The sequence below is a fragment of the Bradyrhizobium sp. IC3123 genome (assembly GCF_020193625.1).
GTDB lineage: Bacteria > Pseudomonadota > Alphaproteobacteria > Rhizobiales > Xanthobacteraceae > Bradyrhizobium > Bradyrhizobium yuanmingense.
Genome location: NZ_JADYVF010000020.1, coordinates 13,042 through 33,095, shown reverse-complemented (window position 1 = coordinate 33,095; position 20,054 = coordinate 13,042). Strand labels below are relative to the sequence as shown.

The window sequence follows — 20,054 nt, the reverse complement described above, 5'->3', positions numbered from 1 at the left end:
CACTGTCGTCCCGGGGCGCGAAGCGAGCCGGGACCCATACTCCCAGGCGGTGGTTATAGAGCGAGCTGGTCACTCCGAGCCTTCGCCAAACTACTCCCTGGGGTTATGGGTCCCGGATCGGCGCTCCGCTTCGCTGCGCTTGTCCGGGACGACACCATTTGCTCGGTTGGCAGCGCCTCAACTCATCTACACCACGCTCAAGAATTCCGCCGCGTCGCATTCGCGGCGATCGCGGCCGCGGCGGTCCGGTTCTCGACGCCGAGCTTGGCGTAGATCTGCTCCAGGTGCTTGTCGACGGTGCGCGGGCTGAGGCCCAGAATTTGCGCGATGTCGCGGTTGGTCTTGCCCTTGCTGAGCCAGGCCAGCACCTCGCCTTCGCGCGTGGTGAGGCCGAGCTCGCTGGTGAATTCGGGCGGCAGCGCGGTGCCGGCTTCCTTGGACAGCCGCAGCAGGAATTCGTTCGGCGCGGTCTCGCCCATGTAATAGAAGCGGAGCTGCGGACTATCGGGCAGCGACGCGGCCTGGGATTTCGAGCCGCTCTTGGCCTTCGCCTGCTCGAGCCATTGCAGCAGCGTCGGCGGCAGCACGAAGTCGTCGGTCTGCGCGCCGTGATGATCGGATAGCAGCTTCTGCGCCTGCGGCGTCGCCCACAGCACGCTGCCCTGGCGATTGACCGCGAACAGGAAACGGCCGGAGACGTCGAGCGCGGCGCGCGCGCTCTGGGTCAGCCGGGCATTGCCGAGATGGACCCGGATGCGCGCCAGCATCTCCTCGATCACGATCGGCTTGGTCACGTAGTCGACGCCGCCGGCTTCCAATCCACGCACGATGTGCTCGGTTTCGGCCAGACCCGTCATGAAGATCACCGGGACATTGGCGAGACCCGCGTCGCGCTTGAGCCGGCGGCAGGTCTCGAAGCCGTCGATGCCGGGCATCACGGCATCGAGCAGGATGATGTCGGGCGTGATCTGGTCGATGATTCGCATCGCCGCGGCGCCGTCGAGCGCCACCATCACCGTCATGCCGGCGCTGTCGAGCGCGTCGGTGAGCAGCCGGAGCGTCTCCGGGGAATCGTCGACGACGAGCGCGACGTCGCGCTTCTTCGATTCAATGCTCATAAGCATGCAACGTCTTCAATGTGTCCATGTACTGGTCGAGATCGAAGCGATCGACCAGCGACCGCATCTGCGCGACGAAGTCGGCATGCTCGGGGTGCTCGCTGCCGATCTCGTCCAGCTTCAACTGGATGCCCTTGACGTAGCCGATCTGGCCGAGCCCGATCAGCGCCTCGATGTGCCGCAGCGGCGGCTTCGATCCGGTCTCCGGATGCCAGAACGGCACCGCGACCTCATGCGAGCCGTATTGCCATTCGATCTTGAGAAGCTGGCGAATCGTCGCCAGCAGCCGCGGGATGTCGATCGGCTTCATCAGGTAGCCGTCGTGGAAGGGCTGCGCCAGCGGCGTGCCATGAGCCTCGAGCGCGCTTGCCGACACCATCAGGATGCGGGCCTGATGATGGCCGCTGGCGCGCAAGGCCTCGGCGACCGCCCAGCCGTCCATGGCAGGCATCGAGATGTCGAGCAGGAACAGATCGGGCCGGCAATGCTGCGCCAATGCGAGGCAGCCGGCGCCGTCGGGTGCGCTGAGCAGGATGAAGCCGAGCGGCGTCAGCACCTCGCGCAGGAGGTCGCGATGCACGGGATCGTCGTCGGTGACGAGGATGGTCTTGCGCGGGCCGTGATAGCCTGAGACCGGCGCCTCCACCGGCGCGATCCGCTGGGGATTGGCGACCTCCGAGAGCAGGATCTTGACCCTGAAGGTCGAGCCGGTGCCGACCGTGCTCGTGACCTTGATGTCCCCGCCCATCACGCCGGCGAGCAGGCGGCTGATGGTGAGCCCGAGGCCGGTGCCGGTCTGCGGCTGCGACGCGCCGAGCGCACCCCGCTCGAATGGTGCGAAGATACGTTCGAGGTCGCCGCCCTGGATGCCCGGGCCGGTGTCGATCACCTCGAACTCGGCGACCGGGCTGCGGTAGTGCACCACGAACTGCACGCTGCCGGACTGGGTGAACTTGATGGCGTTCGAGAGCAGGTTGATCAGCACCTGACGCAGCCGCTTCTCGTCGGCATAGACCACCCGCGGCAGCGTCGGCGGCCGCCTGAACACGAAGTCGATGCCCTTGGCGGCGGCCTGGAGGCGGAACATGCCGACGAGCTGGTCGAGGAATTCGCTCAAGCGCACCTCGTCGCGCGACAGATACAGCCGCCCCGCCTCGATCTTGGAGATGTCCAGGATGCCGTCGATCAGGCCGGAGAGATGGTCGGCGCTGCGGCGGACGACGCGGACCTGGTCGCGCGGCTTGGCACCAAGGCTCGTATCCTGCTCGAGCAGTTGCGCATAGCCGCTGATCGCATTGAGCGGCGAGCGCAGCTCGTGGCTCAGCCCGACCACATAGCGGCTCTTGGCGAGATTGGCGGATTCGGCGACCTCCTTGGCACGCTGGAGCTCGGCATCTGTGCGCTTGTGCGCGTCGATCTCCTGGATCAGCAGCGCGGTCTGCCGCCGCGTCTCGGCCTCGGCGGCGCGGCGGCTCTGCTGCGCCAGCACGAACAGCCACGCCACCACGCCGATGATGATGCTGAGCGAGAAGAACACCTTCCACAGCACGTCGGACACGAGCTCGTTGTCGCCGTGCACATTCGCCGACGTCTGTAGATAGATGAGTCCCAGCACCAGGGCGATCAGCCCGGCGGAGACCACGAACACGCCGATATAGTGGCCGACTTGCGAGTTGATCCGGGCGTAGATCGGCTGCGGCATCAGCCGGCCCAGCGTCTCCGACACCTGCGCCTGGAATCTCGCATGCGGCTTGCAGAGATCGTGGCAGCGCGCGTCCAGCGAACAGCACAGCGAGCAGATCGGGCCGGCGTAAGCGGGGCAGGAGGCCATGTCCTCCGGCTCGAACGAGTGCTCGCAGATGCAGCACTGGATCGCCTCGATGTTCTGCCAGCTCCGCTTCGGCTTGCGCGCGATGTAGTATTTGCCGCCTGTGGCCCAGGCGATCAACGGCGCCGTGAGGAAGGCCGCGGCGAGCGCGATGAAGGCCGACAGCGCCTTCGCGGTCGGCCCGAACAGGCCGTAGAAGGCGCTGATCGAGACGATGGTCGCGATCGTCATCGCTCCTACGCCGACCGGATTGACGTCGTAGAGATGCGCGCGCTTGAACTCGATCTGCTGCGGCCGCAGTCCGAGCGGCTTGTTGATGACGAGGTCGGCGACCAGCGCGCCGACCCAGGCGATCGCGACGTTCGAATAGAGCGCCAGCGTCTGCTCCAGGGCCTTGTAGACGCCGATCTCCATCAGCAGCAGGGCCACGACGACGTTGAAGACCAGCCAGACCACGCGCCCGGGATGGCTGTGGGTCAAGCGCGAGAAGAAATTCGACCAGGCGATCGAGCCGGCATAGGCGTTGGTAACGTTGATCTTGACCTGCGACAGGATCACGAAGGTGCCGGTCAAGGCCAAAGCGAGGTCGGGCTGCGACAGCACATAGCGGAACGCTTCGAGATACATGTGCGCCGGCTCGGCGGCTTCTTCGGGCGGCACGCCGTGGCTGAGTGCGAAGAAGGCGAGGAACGAGCCCGCCAGCAGCTTCAGCGCGCCCAGCACGATCCAGCCCGGCCCCGCGCTCATCAGCGCCATCCACCAGGAGGCCCTGGAGGCGCGGCGGTCGCGCGGCAGGAACCGCAGGAAGTCGACCTGCTCGCCGATCTGCGCCACCAGCGAGAACACGACCGAGGCCGCAACGCCGAACAGCAGGAGATCGAAATGCCCGTTGAGGTCGCCGTGCTCGCCGGAGAACTTGTGCCACTCCGCAAAGGAGCGCGGGTTGTGCCAGGCGATCGCGGCAAACGGAATGATGTGAAGGATCACCCACAGCGGCTGCGTCCACAATTGGAAGCGGCTGATCAGCGTGATGCCGTAGGCCACCAGCGGGATGATGACGACGGCGCTGATGAGATAGCCCACCGGCCGCGGAATCCCGAAGCACATCTCGAGTGCCGACGCCAGGATCACGGCCTCGATCGCGAAGAAGATGAAGGTGAAGGAGGCGTAGATCAGCGAGGTGACGGTCGAGCCGATGTAACCGAAGCCGGCCCCCCGCGTCAGCAGGTCGATGTCGATGCCGCATTTGGCGGCATAATACGCAATAGGCACCCCGCAGCCGAAGATGATGATGGAAACCACGACGATGGCGGCAGTCGCGTTGGTGACGCCATAGTTCAGCGTGATGGTCCCGCCGATCGCCTCCATCGCCAGGAACGAGATCGCGCCCAGTGCCGTGTTGGCGACGCGGGCGGCGGACCAGCGCCGCGCGCTCTTGGCGGTGAAGCGCAGGGCGTAATCTTCCAGCGTCTGGTTGGCGACCCATTGATTGTACTGGCGCCTGACGCGGTCTATTCGCTGCCGCCCTGCCACTTAACCCCACTCCCGATACGGACCCGGACCCCTCGCAAATTCCGTACCAGAAGCCTACGTCGGCATTTTGCGGTGCAGTATACGCGATCTTGCGTATGCGTGGGCTGCATAAATTCGAGCCATCCTCACGGGCACCAATCGCGTGTTCTCGAACAAAAGTGGGGTGCTCATGTCAGACGAAGCAAACAAGGGCCTGTTGTCGCCGCTGCGGCGCAAATTATTGATGGGAATGGCCGCGGTCCCGGCCATCACCATGCTGCCGCGCGGGTCATTTGCGCAGGCGCCGGCGACCTCGGCGGTCAACACCACGGGTCTGGCCGTCACCGACACCGAGGTCACGGTCGGCATCCTGCATTCGGCGACCGGCACCATGGCGATCTCCGAGACCGGCTCGATCCAGGCCGAAAAGCTTGCGATCGAGCAGATCAACGCGGCCGGCGGCGTGCTCGGCCGCAAGATCAAGTTCATCCAGGAGGACGGCGCATCGGACTGGCCGACCTTCGCCGAGAAGGCGAAGAAGCTCCTCGTCAACGACAAGGTCGCGGCGATCATGGGCTGCTGGACCTCGGCCTCGCGCAAGGCGGTGCTGCCGGTCGTCGAGCAATATAACGGCATGCTCTACTACCCGACCTTCTACGAAGGCCTCGAGCAGTCCAAGAACGTCATCTATACCGGCCAGGAAGCGACCCAGCAGATTCTCGCCGGCCTGAACTGGATCGCCAAGGAGAAGGGCGCCAAGTCCTTCTTCTTCATCGGCTCGGATTACATCTGGCCGCGCACCTCCAACAAGATCGCGCGCAAGCACGTCGAAAACGTGCTCAAGGGCAAGGTCGTCGGCGAGGAATATTATGCGCTCGGCTCGACGCAGTTCAACTCTGTCATCAACAAGATCAAGCTGACCAAGCCGGACGTGATCTTCACCGACGTCGTCGGCGGCTCCAACGTCGCCTTCTACAAGCAGCTCAAGGCGGCCGGCATCGATCTCTCCAAGCAGGCACTGCTGACGATCTCGGTGACCGAGGACGAGATCGACGGTATCGGCGGCGAGAACATCGCGGGCGCCTATGCCTGCATGAAGTACTTCCAGTCGCTCGACAATGCGAACAACAAGGCTTTCGTCTCGGCGTTCAAGAAGATGTGGGGCGAGAAGACCGTGATCGGAGACGTCACCCAGGCTGCCTATCTCGGCCCGTGGCTGTGGAAGCTGACGGTCGAAAAGGCCGGCTCTTTCGACGTCGACAAGATCGCCACGGCTTCGACCGGCGTCGAGTTCAAGGGCGCGCCGGAGGGCTATGTGCGCATCCATGAGAACCATCACCTCTGGTCGAAGACCCGGGTGGGGCGCGCCAAGCTCGATGGCCAGTTCGAGCTGATCTACGAGACCGCCGATCTCGTCGAGCCGGATCCGTTCCCGAAGGGTTACCAGTAAGAAGCGTTACCGGTAAGTCGCGGCGCCCGTCGCACCCCCTCAAGGCAAAACCGCTCCCTGGCGTGGATCGCAAGTCCATGCCTCAAGCCCCCGCGTCGCGAACCTGCTCGCGACGCGGGACCCTTTCCCGACGGAGGACATGGATGTTCGGTGACTATTCGATTGGCGACCTCGGCTCGATCTTCGTCATGCAGGGGTTCGCCGGACTGATCCTGTTCTCCGTCTATGTCCTGATGGCGCTCGGCCTTGCGATCATCTTCGGCCAGATGGGCGTCATCAACATGGCCCATGGCGAGTTCATGATCCTCGGGGCCTACGTCACCTGGATGACTTCCAATTTCTTCCAGGCCTATTTGCCGAGCCTGTTCAGCGGCTACTTCTTCCTTGCCATGATATTGGCCTTCCTCGCATCCGGCGCGCTGGGCATGCTGGTGGAATGGGTGCTGATTAAGCACCTCTACAAGCGCCCGCTCGACACGCTGCTCGCCACCTGGGGCCTCAGCCTGATGCTGCAGCAGGCCTATCGCTCGGTGTTCGGCGCGCGCGAGGTCGGCGTCGAGCTGCCGCAATGGATGCTGGGCTCGCTGCAAGTCACCGAGAGCATCGAGGTGCCGATCAACGGCGTCTTCGTGATGTGCCTCACCGTGCTGATCACCATTGCCGTCGCCTATGTTCTCTACATGTCGCGCTGGGGCCGCCAGGTGCGCGCGGTCGTGCAGAACCGCATCATGGCCGGCGCGGTCGGCATCAACACCGAGAAGGTCGACCGCTACACCTTCGGCCTCGGCTGCGGCATCGCCGGTGTCGCCGGCAGCGCCTTCACCATGATCGGCTCGACCGGGCCGACGTCGGGCCAGCTCTACATCGTCGACACCTTCCTCGTCGTCGTGTTCGGCGGCGCCGCCAGCCTGCTCGGCACCATCGCCTCGGCCTTCTCGATCTCGCAGACGCAATCGACGCTCGAGTTCTTCATGTCGGGCTCGATGGCCAAGGTGCTCACGCTGCTCGCCGTCGTCGGCATCCTGATGCTGCGGCCGCAGGGTCTGTTCGCCCTCAAGGTCCGCAAATAACGAGAAGCAGGCAAGTCATGATCATCAATTCACGCTTCTTCAACCGATCCGAACTGATGGGCTTCATTGCGCTCGCCGCCGTGCTGTTCGTGATCCTGCCGCTGACGCTGGACGTGTTCCGCCTCAACCTGGTCGCGAAATATCTGACCTATGCCTTCGTCGCGATCGGCCTCGTGCTGTGCTGGGGCTACGGCGGCATCTTGAGCCTGGGGCAGGGCGTGTTCTTCGGACTCGGCGGCTATTGCATGGCGATGTTCCTCAAGCTCGAGGCCTCCAGCGTCGAGAATACCAAGATCCAGTCGACGCCCGGCATCCCCGATTTCATGGACTGGAATCAGATCACGGCGCTGCCGTTCTTCTGGCAGCCGTTTCACAGCCTCACCTTCACCATCCTCGCCATCATCCTGGTCCCCGGCCTGTTCGCTCTGATCATCGGCACCGCGATGTTCAAGCGCCGCGTCGGCGGCACCTATTTCGCGATCATCACCCAGGCCGTCGCCGCCATCCTGACCATCCTCATCGTCGGCCAGCAGGGCTATACCGGCGGCATCAACGGCATGACCGATCTGCGCACGCTGAAGGGTTGGGACATCCGGCCCGACCACGCCAAGATCATCCTGTACTTCGTCGAGGTGGTGTTGCTGTTCGCTTGCATCGGCATCGCGCAGTTCATCCGCCTGACCAAGCTCGGCCGCATCCTGGTGGCGATGCGCGAGCAGGAGGACCGCGTCCGCTTCTCCGGCTACAGCGTCGCCAATTTCAAGATCTTTGCCTTCTGCATGGCCGCGGTCTTCGCCGCGATCGGCGGCGCCATGTTCGCGCTCAACGTCGGCTTCATGTCGCCGTCCTTCGTCGGCATCGTGCCGTCGATCGAGATGGTGATCTACACCGCGGTCGGCGGGCGGATGTCGATCTTCGGCGCGGTCTGGGGCGCGATCCTGGTGAACTTCGCCAAGACCAGCCTGTCGGAATCCTTCCCGCAACTCTGGTTGTTCGGCCTCGGCGCGCTGTTCATCGCGGTCGTGCTTGCTTTCCCGAATGGCTTGTCCGGGCTCTGGGCCGATTACGTGCAGCCGCGCATCGACCGGCTGTTCGCCTCGCGCAAGGCGAAGGAGAACTGGACCGACAATTCCGTCGCCGACGGCGCGCCGGCAGAGTGAGGAGGCGATCATGCTCATCGGTCATCAGCCGAAGGACTTCCTGCTCGCGGTCTCCGGCCTCACCGTCTCGTTCGACGGGTTCAAGGCGGTCAACGATCTCTCGTTCTATGTCGAGGAGAACGAGATCCGCGTCATCATCGGCCCCAACGGCGCCGGCAAGACCACGGTGCTCGATCTGATCTGCGGCAAGACCAAGGCGACCTCGGGCTCGATCCAGTTTCGTGGCAAGGAGCTCACGAAGATGAAGGAGAACGAGATCGTGCAGACCGGCGTCGGGCGCAAGTTCCAGACGCCGTCGGTGTTCGAGGACCTGACCGTGTTCGAGAACCTCGAGATCTCGTTTCCGCGCGGCCGCACCGTGTTCGGCTCTCTGACCTTCCAGCGCGACCAGATGGTGAAGGAGCGGGTCGAGGAGGTCGCGGAGATGATCTTCCTCAAGGACAAGCTCAACACCTATGCCGACGAGCTCAGCCACGGCCAGAAGCAGTGGCTCGAGATCGGCATGCTGCTGATCCAGGATCCCGACCTCTTGATGCTCGACGAGCCCGTCGCCGGCATGAGCGTGTCCGAGCGCGCCAAGACCGCCGAATTGCTCAACCGCATCATCAAGAACCGTTCGGTGCTGGTGATCGAGCACGACATGAAGTTCGTCGAGGACATCGCGCACAAGGTCACCGTGCTGCACCAGGGCCAGATCCTCTCGGAGGGGACGATGGAGAAGGTGAAGAACGATCCCAAGGTCATCGAAGTGTACCTCGGTCACTAGCGCATGATCCCGGAAAGTGGCGTCCGGTTTCCGGACAAGATCATGCGCCAGAAGCAAGGAGCAGGCTGATGCTGGCTATTTCTGATCTCCACGTCGCCTACGGCCAGAGCGAGGTGCTGCACGGGCTCAACGTCAAGGTCGCGGCGAACGAGATCGTTGCGATCATGGGCCGCAACGGCATGGGCAAGACTACGCTGATGAAGTCGCTGATGGGCATCCTGCCGGCTAAAAGCGGCTCGGTGAACATGGATGGCGCCGAGCTCGGCAACCTCAAGAGCTTTGAGCGCGTCGCCAAGGGTCTCGCCTATGTGCCGCAGGGCCGCATGATCTTCTCCACCATGACGGTGAAGGAGAACATCGAGACCGGGCTCGTCGTCTCCGGCGGCTCCGAGGTGCCTGACGACATCTACGAACTGTTCCCGGTGCTGCTGGAGATGAAGGGCCGCCGTGGCGGCAATCTCTCCGGCGGGCAACAGCAACAATTGGCGATCGCGCGCGCGCTCGCCACCAAGCCGAAGGTGCTGCTGCTGGACGAGCCGACCGAAGGCATCCAGCCCTCGATCATCAAGGAGATGGCGCGCACGTTGAAGCGCATCCGCGACGAGAAGGGGCTCTCGATCGTCGTTTCCGAGCAGGTCCTGAGCTTCGCGCTCGACATCGCCGACCGCGTGCTGGTGATCGAGAACGGCGAGATCGTGCGCGATGATCCGCGCGATGCCGTCGATGCCGCGCAGGTCTCGAAATATCTGTCCGTCTAACCAACCGTGTAAAAGGGGAGCATCTCGATGCCAGAGACATTGATCAAGGTCGATCTCACCAAGTCGGCCTATGAAAACGACATGGTGCACAACCGCTGGCACCCCGACATCCCGATCGTGGCCTGGGTCAATCCCGGCGACGATTTCATCATCGAGACCTATGACTGGACCGGCGGCTTCATCAAGAACAACGATTCCGCCGACGACGTGCGCGACATCGACCTGTCGATCGTGCACTTCCTCTCCGGCCCGATCGGCGTCAAGGGCGCGGAGCCCGGCGACCTTCTCGTCGTCGACCTGCTCGACGTCGGTCCGCTCAAGGAGAGCCTGTGGGGCTTCAACGGCTTCTTCTCCAAGCAGAACGGCGGCGGCTTCCTCACCGACCATTTCCCGCTGGCGCAGAAGTCGATCTGGGACATCAAGGGTCTCTACACCTCATCGCGTCACGTGCCCGGCGTCAACTTTGCCGGTCTGATCCATCCTGGCCTGATCGGCTGTCTGCCCGATCCGAAGATGCTGGACACCTGGAATAAGCGCGAGGCCGAGCTGATCTCGACCAACCCGACCCGCGTGCCCGGCCTTGCCAATCCGCCGTTCGCGCCGACCGCCCATGGCGGCCGCGCCAAGGGCGATGTGAAAGCCAAGATCGGCGCCGAGGGTGCGCGCACCGTGCCGCCGCGCGAGCATGGCGGCAATTGCGACATCAAGGATCTCTCGCGCGGCTCGAAGATCTACTTCCCGGTCTACGTCCCCGGCGCGGGCCTTTCGATGGGCGACCTGCACTTCAGCCAGGGCGACGGCGAGATCACCTTCTGCGGTGCGATCGAGATGGCCGGCTGGCTCCACCTGAAGGTGGAAGTGATCAAAGACGGCATGTCGAAATACGGCATCAAGAATCCGATCTTCAAGCCGTCGCCGATCACGCCGAACTACAAGGACTATCTGATCTTCGAGGGCATCTCGGTGGACGAGGCCGGCAAGCAGCACTATCTCGACGTCCACATCGCCTATCGCCAGGCCTGCCTCAACGCTATCGAATATCTGAAGAAGTTCGGCTATTCCGGCGCCCAGGCGTATTCGATCCTCGGCACCGCGCCGTGTCAGGGCCACATTTCTGGCGTGGTCGACGTACCCAACGCCTGCGCCACGCTGTGGCTGCCGACCGAGATCTTCGACTTCGACGTGATGCCGTCGGCGGCCGGACCCATCAAGCACATCACCGGCGACATCCAGATGCCGATCTCGCCGGACAAATGACGCCGCGCTCCCTCTCCCCGTTCTCACGGGGAGAGGGCCGGGGTGAGGGGCTGTCTCCACACGCACGGTGGCAGCGAGTTGTGTGAACAGGCAAGAGCGTAGGTGATGCGATGCCGGTCTACGAATATCTCTGTGACGATTGCGGTCCCTTCAAGGACCTGCGCCCGATGGCGGAATGCGACGATCCGCAGAGCTGCCCACACTGCGAGACGATGGCGCCCCGCGTCATCCTGACGGCGCCGAACTTCTTCTGCATGCCGGCGGAGAAGCGCAAGGCGCACGCCGTCAACGAACGCAGCACGCACGCGCCGCAGACGCTGGCGCAATATAAGGCCTCGCACGGCCCGGGCTGCGGCTGCTGCTCCTCGGGCAAGACCGTGAAGGACAAGAGCGCGGCGGACAGGACAAAGCCGGCGCGGCTGATGACCAAGACCAGGAGCGGCGCCAAGGGCTTTCCGACCGCACGCCCTTGGATGATCAGCCACTAACCCACGCCAGCATCAGACAACAGGAGCGCTCCACATGCTTCACGGTGACATCTCCAGCAGCAACGACACGGTCGGCGTCGCGGTGGTCAATTACAAGATGCCCCGCCTGCACACCAAGGCCGAGGTGCTCGACAACGCCCGTAAGATCGCCGACATGATCGTCGGCATGAAGGTCGGGCTGCCCGGCATGGATCTCGTGATCTTCCCGGAATATTCCACGCAAGGCATCATGTACGATGCCAAGGAGATGTACGAGACGGCCTCGATGGTGCCGGGCGAGGAGACCGCGATCTTCGCGGAAGCCTGCCGCAAGGCCAAAGTGTGGGGCGTTTTCTCACTCACCGGCGAGCGTCACGAGGAGCATCCGCACAAGGCGCCCTACAACACCCTGATCCTGATGAACGACAAGGGCGAGATCGTGCAGAAGTATCGCAAGATCATGCCCTGGGTGCCGATCGAAGGCTGGTACCCCGGCAATTGCACCTATGTCTCCGAGGGGCCCAAGGGTCTGAAGGTCAGCCTGATCATCTGCGATGACGGCAATTATCCGGAGATCTGGCGCGACTGCGCCATGAAGGGCGCGGAGCTGATCGTGCGCTGCCAGGGCTACATGTATCCGGCCAAGGAGCAGCAGGTCATGATCTCAAAGGCCATGGCCTGGGCCAACAACGTCTATGTCGCGGTCGCCAATGCCGCCGGCTTCGACGGCGTCTATTCCTATTTCGGCCACTCCGCGATCATCGGTTTCGACGGCCGCACGCTCGGCGAATGCGGCGAGGAGGATTACGGCATCCAGTACGCGCAGCTGTCGAAGCATCTGATCCGCGACGCGCGCCGCAACGGCCAGTCGCAGAACCATCTCTACAAGCTGGTTCACCGCGGCTACACCGGCATGATCAATTCCGGCGACAGCCCGCGCGGCGTCGCCGCGTGCCCGTATGATTTCTACAAGAACTGGATCAGGGATCCCGAAGGCACGCGCGACATGGTCGAGGCAATGACCCGCTCGACGCCCGGCACCGAGGAATGCCCGATCGACGGCATTCCGAACGGGGCGGCGGCCGGCAATTACTGAGCCGTCGCCGATTCCGCCTTACCCTCCCCTGGAGGGGGAGGGTTGATCGCGCGTAGCGCGAGCGGGGTGGGGTGATCCCTCCTCTCGGGCGCTGTTGGATGGGGAGAGACCGTCACCCCACCCCGTCTCACATTTCGCTACGCTCCATGTGAGCCGACCCTCCCCCTCCAGTGGAGGGTATGAAAGAGGCGTTACCGCTTCTGCTCGGTGGGCCTGCGCGGGGGCCGCGGCGGCGCCGGCGTGCCGCTCATCTTGTTGGCGGCCTCGCTGACGTCGAGCAGCGAGCGGCGAATGTCGTCGAGGTAGGCCGCCGATTTCTTCTTCATGGTGCCGGCAAGCTCGTGCAGTCCCTGGATCTTCTCGAACAGCTCGTCGGCCTTGCCGTCGACGAAGCCCGGCACCGCGCCCTCGATCTTGGCGACCGCCTTGTCGAAGCCCGCAAAGGCGCTGTCGACCTTGGCCATGACCGAATCGATCTCGGCGCCCTTGCTCCTGAGGTCGGCGGTATAGGTCTCGAACGTGTGCAGGCCCTCCTTGATTGCGGGGGCGTTGTTCACGATGGTGCGGTCGACGCTGTGCAGAGTTTCGACGATGGTTTCGGCGTCGCTGAGATCGGCCGTCAGCACCGGGATGCCGTCCGCGTCCAGCGGCACCGGCGGTGCAGAGGGGGCGCCGCCGATGAGTGAGATCGCGGCAATGCCGGTGAGGCCCTGGAACTCGATTCCGGCCACGGTGTCCTTGCGGATCGGCGCGGTGTTGTCGAGCATGACGAGTGCCACGATCCTGCGCGGACTATCCAGCTTGATCGACAGGATCTGGCCGGCGGGCACGCCGTCGAAATTGACCGGCCCGCCGCGGCGCAGCCCGCTGGCGGAGCCGCCCTCGAACACCACGCGCAACTGGCTGCGGCTCTGGATGGTGCGCCATTTCTGCGCGCCGAGCAGGCCGCCGAACGCCACGGCGATCGCCGCCAGCGTTGCCGTTCCGATCACAAGATTGCTCGCGCGTGCCATGCAGGGGCGATTTTACGGCCAAAGCGGGGAAGTTGGAAGGAGCCCGCGATGTTACGTAGGGCGGGTTAGCGAAGCGTAACCCGCCACCATCTCTCGTACGCCTGGGGATGAATTGGTGGATTACGCTGCGCTAATCCACCCTACGGCACGGCGCGACGTCAATGCCCGGCCGCCCGCTTTGCCGCAGCATTGTTCAGCACGATCAGGGCATCGACGGCCACGCCCGTCCTGGTGTTGATCAGGAACGGGTTGATATCGATCGAGGCGATGCGATCGCCCGCATCCGCGATCAGGTTGGACAGCCCGACCAGCGCCTTCACCGCCGAGGCCTCGTGCAAGGCCGGCCTGCCGCGATAGCCGCGCATCTTGACGCCGGCCTTGGTGCGGCCGATCAGGAGCTGTGCCTCGGCCTCGTCCAGCGGCGCGCCGGCGAGCGCGACGTCCTTCATCAGTTCGATGTCGATGCCGCCGGTGCCGAACAGCACGACCGGGCCCATCTCCGCATCGAGCGAGGCGCCGACCACCAGCTCGAACTCGGCCTTGACCTGCTGCGCGATCAGGATGCCGTCGAGCTTCGGCTTGCCCTTGAGCTTCGCCACGCGCGCGGTGATGTCGGCGAACGCCTTCTTCACCTCGGCTGCGCTGTTGAGGTTCAGCACCACGCCGCCGATGTCGGACTTGTGCAGGATCTCCGCACTGACGAGTTTTGCCACGACCGGAAAACCGATCTGCTTGGCAATCTTGATGGCGTCCGCCGCGGTCTGTGCGATCGCCTCCTTCGAGATCGGGATGCCGTAGGCCTTGAGCAGCTTCTTCGAGGCGACCTCGTCGAGCGCAGCACCGGTCGCCGATTTCAACGTCTTCTCCAGCACGGCGCGGGCGGCGGGTTTCGAGCTCGAGACGATATCGGGCACCTCCTTGCGCAGCTTCGCATAGGCGAGCAGCGACTTGATCGCGGTCACCGCGCGGTCCATGCCCTGCATGACCGCGAGATGCGGCAGCGACTTCCGCAAGCCCTTGGTGTATTCGGTGAAGCCGATCGACATCGCGCTGATGTAGATCACCGGCTTGCCCGCCTCGCTCGCCATCTCGTTGACGATACGCAAATTGCGCTCGCGCAGCTCGTGCGGCGCCTTCGGCAGCTCGGCATCGACGATGACGATGTCGATATCGGGGTCGTCGATCATCAGCTTGATCGACTTCATGTAGACGGAGGGATCGACCACCGCGGCGAAGCCGGCATCGAGCGGATTGCCGACGATCGAGCCGGGGCCGAGCATCTTCGCCAGCTCCGCGCTGACATGCGGGCTCAGCGGCGTGAAATTCAGGCCTGCGGCATAGAATGCGTCGATCAGCATGCCGCGCTTGCCGCCGGACAGCGTCACAGCGGCGAGCCGGTCGCCTTTCGGAACGGCCGCGTGCACGAAGCACTCGGTGGTCTCGATCAGCTCGTCGAGGCCGCCGACCCGGATCACCCCTTCGCGCGTCGCGATCGCGTCGAACGTCTCGATCGAGCCGGCGAGTGCGCCGGTATGCGCCATCGCCGCGGCGCGGCCGCCTTCGGAGGCGCCGAGCTTGAGCGCGATCACGGGCTTGCTCGCCGCGCGCGCCGCCTTGCAGGCATCGCGGAACGCCTTGGTGTTGCGCACGCCTTCGAGGTAGACGACGATCACCTTGATGCTCGGATCCTCGGCGAAGTAGCGCATCAGATCCGGCGTCTCGAGCCCGGCCTCGTTGCCCGTGGTCACCATGTAGCCGACGCCGACACCCCGGTCTTCCAGCGTCTGGCGGATCGCCATGACGATGGCGCCGGATTGGCCGGCGATTGCCACCGCGCCCTGCTCCATGGTGACGATGCGATCGTCGATATTGGTGAAGAGCTTCTCGCCGGCGCTCAAATTGCCGAGGCAGTTCGGGCCCGTGACCGCGAGCCCCGTCTCGCGCACCGCAGCCTGCAATTCGGCAGCGAGCTTCTGGCTTTCGTCATCCTGCAGCTCGCTGAAGCCGGAGGTGACGATGGTGGCCGACCGCGCGCCGGCTGCGGCGGCGTCGCGGATCACCTGCACGGCAAAGCGCGCAGGCACCAGCACCAGGACGTGATCGGGCTTCTCCGGAAGACTCGCAAAATCCTTGTAGCAGGGAACGCCCCAGACGGTATCGCGCTTGGCGTTGACCGGATAGAGCCCGCCTTCGAAACCATATTTGATCAGATTGTTCCAGATGCGCTCGGCATAATTGCCGGGCTTGTCGGTCGCGCCCACCAGCACGATGTTGTGCGGGTGCAGCATTGCGTGGATGCCCTTGACGATGTCGCTGGCATCGGGCGGCGGAGACCATGGACGTGATGCGGGCGCAGCAGACACACGGGCTTCCATGGCGTGACCTCACCTGTTGTTCTTATTGGTGTCGCGTCACTCTGTTCTATGGCGAGTCCTTTGGCAACTGTGTGGCTGGTATGCCGTGTGGTGGAATGAAGCGCGCACCGGTGCGTGTCAGTCCGATCGGCGATCTAGCCGTCGGCGCCAATCAATGTCGCATGCACGATGTAGCGCTCGGGGCCGGATGTGACGGCATCGAATGGCCAGCAGGTCGCGAGAACAAGCTCGAAACCCTGTGCCATGGGATCGATGCCGGATGCATCGAAGCGAACCACGGCCGAGGAATCCGCGCGATAGCGAAAGTGTCGACCGTCACTGCGCGTGACATCGATGACGTCGCCAATGGCAACATCTTTCAGGAAGCGGAAATGGGTGTCGCGATGGGCGGCATAGACGGCGATCCCGCGTTCGCCCGCATCAGCCGTGTCCTGGATATGACCGGGCCCGAAAGCGAGCGCTTGCCCGCTCGTGCCTTCCAGCACGATGGCGCTGGCGCCGATCCGCTTCACCTCGATCCGCGCGACCGGCCAGGTGTCGGCCCATGACCAGGGCTTTACCGCCTGTCCCGTGGCAATGCTTCGGTCGAAGGCCCGCTCCAGCAGCACCTGCGCCAGCCACGCCTTGGCGTGGATATAGGCGCCGTCGCCGAACAGGATGAGGCCGCCAAGCGCGAGGACCAGCGGAGAGATGAAGCGGGGCATTGTGTTTCGTCTCCCGTCATTGCGATAGCGAAGCGAAGCAATCCAGACTGTCTCCGCGGCGGCAGTCTGGATTGCTTCGTCGCTTCGCTCCTCGCAATGACAGTGAAAAAAGGCGCGCGCGGCCGTTTGGAAGGGACGGGCAGCCGCGCGCGCTAACAGAGGAGTCGGGGAGCTCCTCTCTCAAGCGGCGTCGGTGAGCAAGGTCCGACGCCGGTTGAACACGAACAGGATCAGGGCGAGCACGATCAGGATGAAGCCCGCGATCATCTTCAGCTCGGCCGAGGTCGCGGTCTTGGGCAGGCGGATCGCATCGGGCGCAGCAGGCATAGGCCGTCGCGTTGCCGGCTGATTGCGCGCGTCGGCATGGCGCTCGTGCAGCTGCGTTGGCGTCAGATGCGGCCGCTCGCCGAACACTTTCTCGAACTCCCAGCCCGCGGGCAGGTTGATCGGCAGTTCGCTGAGCTTGAGCGGTTCGCCTTCGGGACGGCTTGGCGTCTTGTCGACCGCGACGAGGCTGGTCAGCCGCGTGACGATCTGATGGTCGAGCGCCAGCGCCAGGATCGCCTTGTCAGCTTCCTCCGGCGTCATCTCGCGCAGGGTGCGCGCGACTTCCGCATCGGCGATCTTCCGCCTGGCCCAGAGCTTTGACAGGCCCTTGCCTTCGGCTGCGTTTTGCAGCGGCAGCGTCACCGACCACGGACGGTCGCCGACGCGGCCCTTGATCTCGAGCGAGCCTGCGAGCTTGTCGAGTCTCGCCGCCAGCACCAGGGGCTCGTCGCGATAGACGTCGGGGATGATCGCCGGGGTGACGTCGGCATTGGCCTCGGAAAACCTTGCGGTGAGGCCGGTCACGGCCGGATTCTCCAACTTGGCGAACAGGCCGCGCATGCGCTCCTCCACCTGCTCGGTGGAGCCGATATGGGTGAAGGCGCCGCGGCCGAGCTCGGCGGCACGGGTCATCAGATAGGTGTTGGGCGCGGACCCGATGCCGACCATGAAGACGCGCGAGCGGCCGCGCATCGTCGTGATCGCATCGAACAATTGCTGCTCGTTGCCGATCGCGCCGTCGGTCAGGAACACGACCTGGCGGACCATGCCGGTGTCGCCGAGCCTGTCGGCCAGTGCCGCGCGCATCGCCGGCACCATCTCGGTGCCGCCGCGCGCCTGCAAGGCGCCGACGAAGGAGGTCGCCTCGCCGACATGCGCAGCATCGGCCGGCACGGAGGCCGGAAACAGCACGTCCATGGTGTCATCGAAGCGGATCACGTTGAAGCGGTCATTCGGCTGCAGGCGGCCGAGAGCGTAGAGCAGGCTTGCCTTGGCCTGCACGATGGACGTGCCGCCCATCGAGCCGGAATTGTCGATCACGAACACGACCTCGCGGGGCAGCGGCTTCTGCGCCGCCTGCCCGGCGCTCGGTGGGGTGACGAAGGCGAGCAGGTAATCGGCATCGCCGATGTGCTCGCGGAACAGTCCGACCGATGGCGCTGTCTCGGCAGCCGGCTTCCAGGTCAGCTCGAAGTCGCGGTCGGCGGGAATAGTACCGTCAGCGAGCGTCACCACGCGCGTCGTGTTGTCCGGGCTTTCCGTCTTGACGTTGTGATGGTGGCTCTTGACCTCGCCGAGCGCGAAGCCGGCCTGCAGGCGTACCGTGATGCTGGTCGGATTGACCGGCGGATGTTTGGCGGGATCCAGCACAGGGGGCGAGATGCGCTCGCGATCCGGCACCGGGTCCGACGATGTCGCGCCCCAGCCCGAGCCGTCCTTGCGGAAATCGACGCTCTGGATGATCGGTGCGGGATTGTAGCGCGGCCCGACCACGAGCGGCAGGCGCAACGAATATTCGTTGCCGACTTGATGCACCGGCTCCTGGTACTCGATCTGCACCAGCACGGTTTCGCCGGGACCGATATTGGCGACCGAGTTGGTGAAGATGTTCGGCCGCTCCTGCTCGGTGAGCGCGGCCTTCTGGCCGGCGCGGCGCGCCTCCTCGTAGATCACGCGCGCTTGCTGCCGTTCCTTGATGTCGCCGATGATGACGCGGTCGCCGACCACCATCTTCAGTGTGTCGACGGCGCCGCCGGCCGCGAGCGGATAGACGTAGGTGGCCTCGACCCAATCCTTGGTCGGGTTGCGAAATGCTTGCGTGACGCGGGCGCGCAAGGTCGGGCCCGACACGGTGATGTCGATATCGGTCCCGAGGCGAATCGCCTCCGTGGTAGTGCCGTCCTCTTTCAGTAGCAGGCTGCCCGACCGTGCTTCGCCGGGCTGGAGCAGGCTGGCCTGTTCGGTCGTCGCCGACCAGCTCGCCCCGAAACTCACCAGCAGGGCCAGGAAGGCGACCAGCATCACGGCGATGCCCTGCGCCAGAAGGAACAGTCCGACCTTGATGAGGCGGCTCAACAGCGGGTGGTCGTCGCTATCGGCCGTGTCGTAGGCGTTCATTTGGCTTGCTCCGAAGCATGTTTGCTGGTCCTCAGCATCCGCCGGCGGGGCGGGATTTCGCGAGCAGAATGATCGGCAATGTTCCGCCGCGGCCGGCCCAGGCTCGCTTGAGCCGGGGCGGTCATGTGCGGTTTTGTGCTGGTTTGTCCGCCCTGCTAGAGTGACCGGCCTGGAGCGGGGCTGACGGTGAAGATGCAGGACAAACTCACGGACAAGCAGCTTTCGGACGAGCAGAGCCGCGAGATCGCCGAGACCATTCGCGAGGAGCTCGCCCGGCGCCGGATGTCCCGGCAGGCGCTGGCCGAGCAAGCCAAGCTCAGCCTGTCGACGCTGGAGAAGGTGCTCGGCGGCCGGCGGCCGTTCACGCTGGCGACGACCGTCCGGCTGGAGCAGGCGCTCGGCGTCTCCTTGCGCAAGAGCGTCATCGTGGTGACGCCGCCGGCCGCAAACGACGTCGCGCCCGACAGCCTCGGCTCTTATGCCCACCGCGCAGTGACCTGGCTCGAGGACGTCTACATCACCCTGCGGCCGTCGTTCGGCGACAAGGACGCGATCTTCGCCTACCGCACCGAGATCGCCTGGGAGCCGAAACTCTCGTCGCTGGTCTTCCGCGAAGGCGAGCGGACCGATGCCGCCTACGAGCATACCGGCGAGGTCGCCGTTCCCCATCAGTCCGGCTTCATCTACCTCGTCATCATCAAGCACGGCCAGCACCGCGTGATCACGGTGTCGCGGCCGACGGTATCAGGCGAGATGTACGGCATCATCTCGACGCTGCGCGCCGGGCCCGGCTCGCAGCTCACGCCGATCGCCGCGCCGATCGCCTATGTGCCGCTCAGGAATATCCCAAAACCTTCCTTGGGCCGGGTTGCGCCCGAGGATCCCAACCACGCCTTGTATCGAAAGCACTTGCGCCGCACGGTGGAAGAGCCGTTCGCGTTGTTTCTGACGCTGTGACAGCAATCCGCTGGGGGGGTGCGTTGCTGGCTTGCTCGAAGCGTTCGCGCCGATCAGCCACTCCGCGCAAGTGAACGG

At 64.6% G+C, this 20,054-nt stretch carries 15 protein-coding genes; 9 read left to right on the top strand and 6 right to left on the bottom strand.

All coding sequences use genetic code 11. From position 1 onward, the window contains the following. Nucleotides 1–197: 197 nt before the first annotated feature. Nucleotides 198–1,124 (bottom strand): response regulator, encoded by a 927-nt coding sequence (locus I6F20_RS34715; protein ID WP_225130491.1) that lies wholly within the window; start codon nt 1,122–1,124, stop codon nt 198–200. After that, complete coding sequence (locus I6F20_RS34710) at nt 1,108–4,479, bottom strand: hybrid sensor histidine kinase/response regulator (RefSeq protein WP_225130489.1); 3,372 nt, start codon at nt 4,477–4,479, stop codon at nt 1,108–1,110. The genes I6F20_RS34715 and I6F20_RS34710 overlap by 17 nt, the downstream gene beginning before the upstream one ends. Before the next feature lie 169 nt (nt 4,480–4,648). Between I6F20_RS34710 and urtA the strand changes: the two genes are divergently transcribed. The 8 genes from urtA (at nt 4,649) to I6F20_RS34670 (ending at nt 12,482) form a co-directional block, all read left to right on the top strand. Then, nucleotides 4,649–5,908, top strand: coding sequence for an urea ABC transporter substrate-binding protein (gene urtA, locus I6F20_RS34705; RefSeq protein ID WP_036002134.1), 1,260 nt, complete (start codon nt 4,649–4,651; stop codon nt 5,906–5,908). 143 nt (nt 5,909–6,051) lie between these two features. Next, nucleotides 6,052–6,978: an urea ABC transporter permease subunit UrtB gene (gene urtB, locus I6F20_RS34700; protein ID WP_225130487.1), complete on the top strand. Its 927-nt coding sequence runs from the start codon at nt 6,052–6,054 to the stop codon at nt 6,976–6,978. 17 nt (nt 6,979–6,995) lie between these two features. Continuing rightward, nucleotides 6,996–8,138, top strand: a complete 1,143-nt coding sequence (gene urtC, locus I6F20_RS34695; protein ID WP_225113327.1) for an urea ABC transporter permease subunit UrtC — start codon at nt 6,996–6,998, stop codon at nt 8,136–8,138. A gap of 10 nt (nt 8,139–8,148) precedes the next feature. Continuing rightward, nucleotides 8,149–8,904 carry an urea ABC transporter ATP-binding protein UrtD gene (gene urtD, locus I6F20_RS34690; protein ID WP_225130476.1) on the top strand — a complete coding sequence of 252 codons (756 nt, stop codon included), beginning with the start codon at nt 8,149–8,151 and terminating at the stop codon, nt 8,902–8,904. A gap of 68 nt (nt 8,905–8,972) precedes the next feature. After that, nucleotides 8,973–9,662 carry an urea ABC transporter ATP-binding subunit UrtE gene (gene urtE / locus I6F20_RS34685; RefSeq protein ID WP_036002119.1) on the top strand — a complete coding sequence of 230 codons (690 nt, stop codon included), beginning with the start codon at nt 8,973–8,975 and terminating at the stop codon, nt 9,660–9,662. Between the two features lie 27 nt (nt 9,663–9,689). Next, complete coding sequence (fmdA, locus tag I6F20_RS34680) at nt 9,690–10,919, top strand: formamidase (RefSeq protein ID WP_028133835.1); 1,230 nt, start codon at nt 9,690–9,692, stop codon at nt 10,917–10,919. 110 nt (nt 10,920–11,029) lie between these two features. Beyond that, entirely contained in the window at nt 11,030–11,407 is a 378-nt protein-coding gene (locus tag I6F20_RS34675; protein ID WP_057025956.1) for an FmdB family zinc ribbon protein, read from the top strand. A 34-nt stretch (nt 11,408–11,441) separates the two neighbouring features. Next, a complete protein-coding gene (locus I6F20_RS34670) occupies nt 11,442–12,482 on the top strand; it encodes an aliphatic amidase (RefSeq protein WP_225130475.1) in 1,041 nt (346 codons plus the stop codon). Nucleotides 12,483–12,673: 191 nt separating this feature from the next. Here I6F20_RS34670 and I6F20_RS34665 read toward each other — a convergent pair whose 3' ends face one another. The 4 genes from I6F20_RS34665 to I6F20_RS34650 form a co-directional block, all read right to left on the bottom strand. Beyond that, nucleotides 12,674–13,495 carry an MlaD family protein gene (locus tag I6F20_RS34665; RefSeq protein ID WP_036002108.1) on the bottom strand — a complete coding sequence of 274 codons (822 nt, stop codon included), beginning with the start codon at nt 13,493–13,495 and terminating at the stop codon, nt 12,674–12,676. A 158-nt stretch (nt 13,496–13,653) separates the two neighbouring features. Continuing rightward, a complete protein-coding gene (locus tag I6F20_RS34660) occupies nt 13,654–15,870 on the bottom strand; it encodes an acetate--CoA ligase family protein (protein WP_225130473.1) in 2,217 nt (738 codons plus the stop codon). Between the two features lie 134 nt (nt 15,871–16,004). After that, a complete protein-coding gene (locus I6F20_RS34655) occupies nt 16,005–16,574 on the bottom strand; it encodes a class GN sortase (RefSeq protein WP_225130470.1) in 570 nt (189 codons plus the stop codon). Between the two features lie 180 nt (nt 16,575–16,754). Continuing rightward, nucleotides 16,755–19,019 (bottom strand): marine proteobacterial sortase target protein, encoded by a 2,265-nt coding sequence (locus I6F20_RS34650; protein WP_225130468.1) that lies wholly within the window; start codon nt 19,017–19,019, stop codon nt 16,755–16,757. Between the two features lie 186 nt (nt 19,020–19,205). On the opposite strand from I6F20_RS34650, the gene I6F20_RS34645 reads away from it, so the two are divergent. Then, complete coding sequence (locus I6F20_RS34645) at nt 19,206–19,976, top strand: helix-turn-helix domain-containing protein (RefSeq protein ID WP_225130467.1); 771 nt, start codon at nt 19,206–19,208, stop codon at nt 19,974–19,976. The last annotated feature ends 78 nt before the right edge of the window (nt 19,977–20,054 follow it).

Bases quoted from the DNA above. Each gene is read 5' to 3' on its own strand.
- I6F20_RS34715 (WP_225130491.1), bottom strand. From the start codon at position 1,124: ATGCTTATGAGCATTGAATCGAAGAAGCGCGACGTCGCGCTCGTCGTC.
- urtA (WP_036002134.1), top strand. From the start codon at position 4,649: ATGTCAGACGAAGCAAACAAGGGCCTGTTGTCGCCGCTGCGGCGCAAA.
- urtB (WP_225130487.1), top strand. From the start codon at position 6,052: ATGTTCGGTGACTATTCGATTGGCGACCTCGGCTCGATCTTCGTCATG.
- urtC (WP_225113327.1), top strand. From the start codon at position 6,996: ATGATCATCAATTCACGCTTCTTCAACCGATCCGAACTGATGGGCTTC.
- urtD (WP_225130476.1), top strand. From the start codon at position 8,149: ATGCTCATCGGTCATCAGCCGAAGGACTTCCTGCTCGCGGTCTCCGGC.
- urtE (WP_036002119.1), top strand. From the start codon at position 8,973: ATGCTGGCTATTTCTGATCTCCACGTCGCCTACGGCCAGAGCGAGGTG.
- fmdA (WP_028133835.1), top strand. From the start codon at position 9,690: ATGCCAGAGACATTGATCAAGGTCGATCTCACCAAGTCGGCCTATGAA.
- I6F20_RS34675 (WP_057025956.1), top strand. From the start codon at position 11,030: ATGCCGGTCTACGAATATCTCTGTGACGATTGCGGTCCCTTCAAGGAC.
- I6F20_RS34670 (WP_225130475.1), top strand. From the start codon at position 11,442: ATGCTTCACGGTGACATCTCCAGCAGCAACGACACGGTCGGCGTCGCG.
- I6F20_RS34665 (WP_036002108.1), bottom strand. From the start codon at position 13,495: ATGGCACGCGCGAGCAATCTTGTGATCGGAACGGCAACGCTGGCGGCG.
- I6F20_RS34660 (WP_225130473.1), bottom strand. From the start codon at position 15,870: ATGGAAGCCCGTGTGTCTGCTGCGCCCGCATCACGTCCATGGTCTCCG.
- I6F20_RS34655 (WP_225130470.1), bottom strand. From the start codon at position 16,574: ATGCCCCGCTTCATCTCTCCGCTGGTCCTCGCGCTTGGCGGCCTCATC.
- I6F20_RS34650 (WP_225130468.1), bottom strand. From the start codon at position 19,019: ATGAACGCCTACGACACGGCCGATAGCGACGACCACCCGCTGTTGAGC.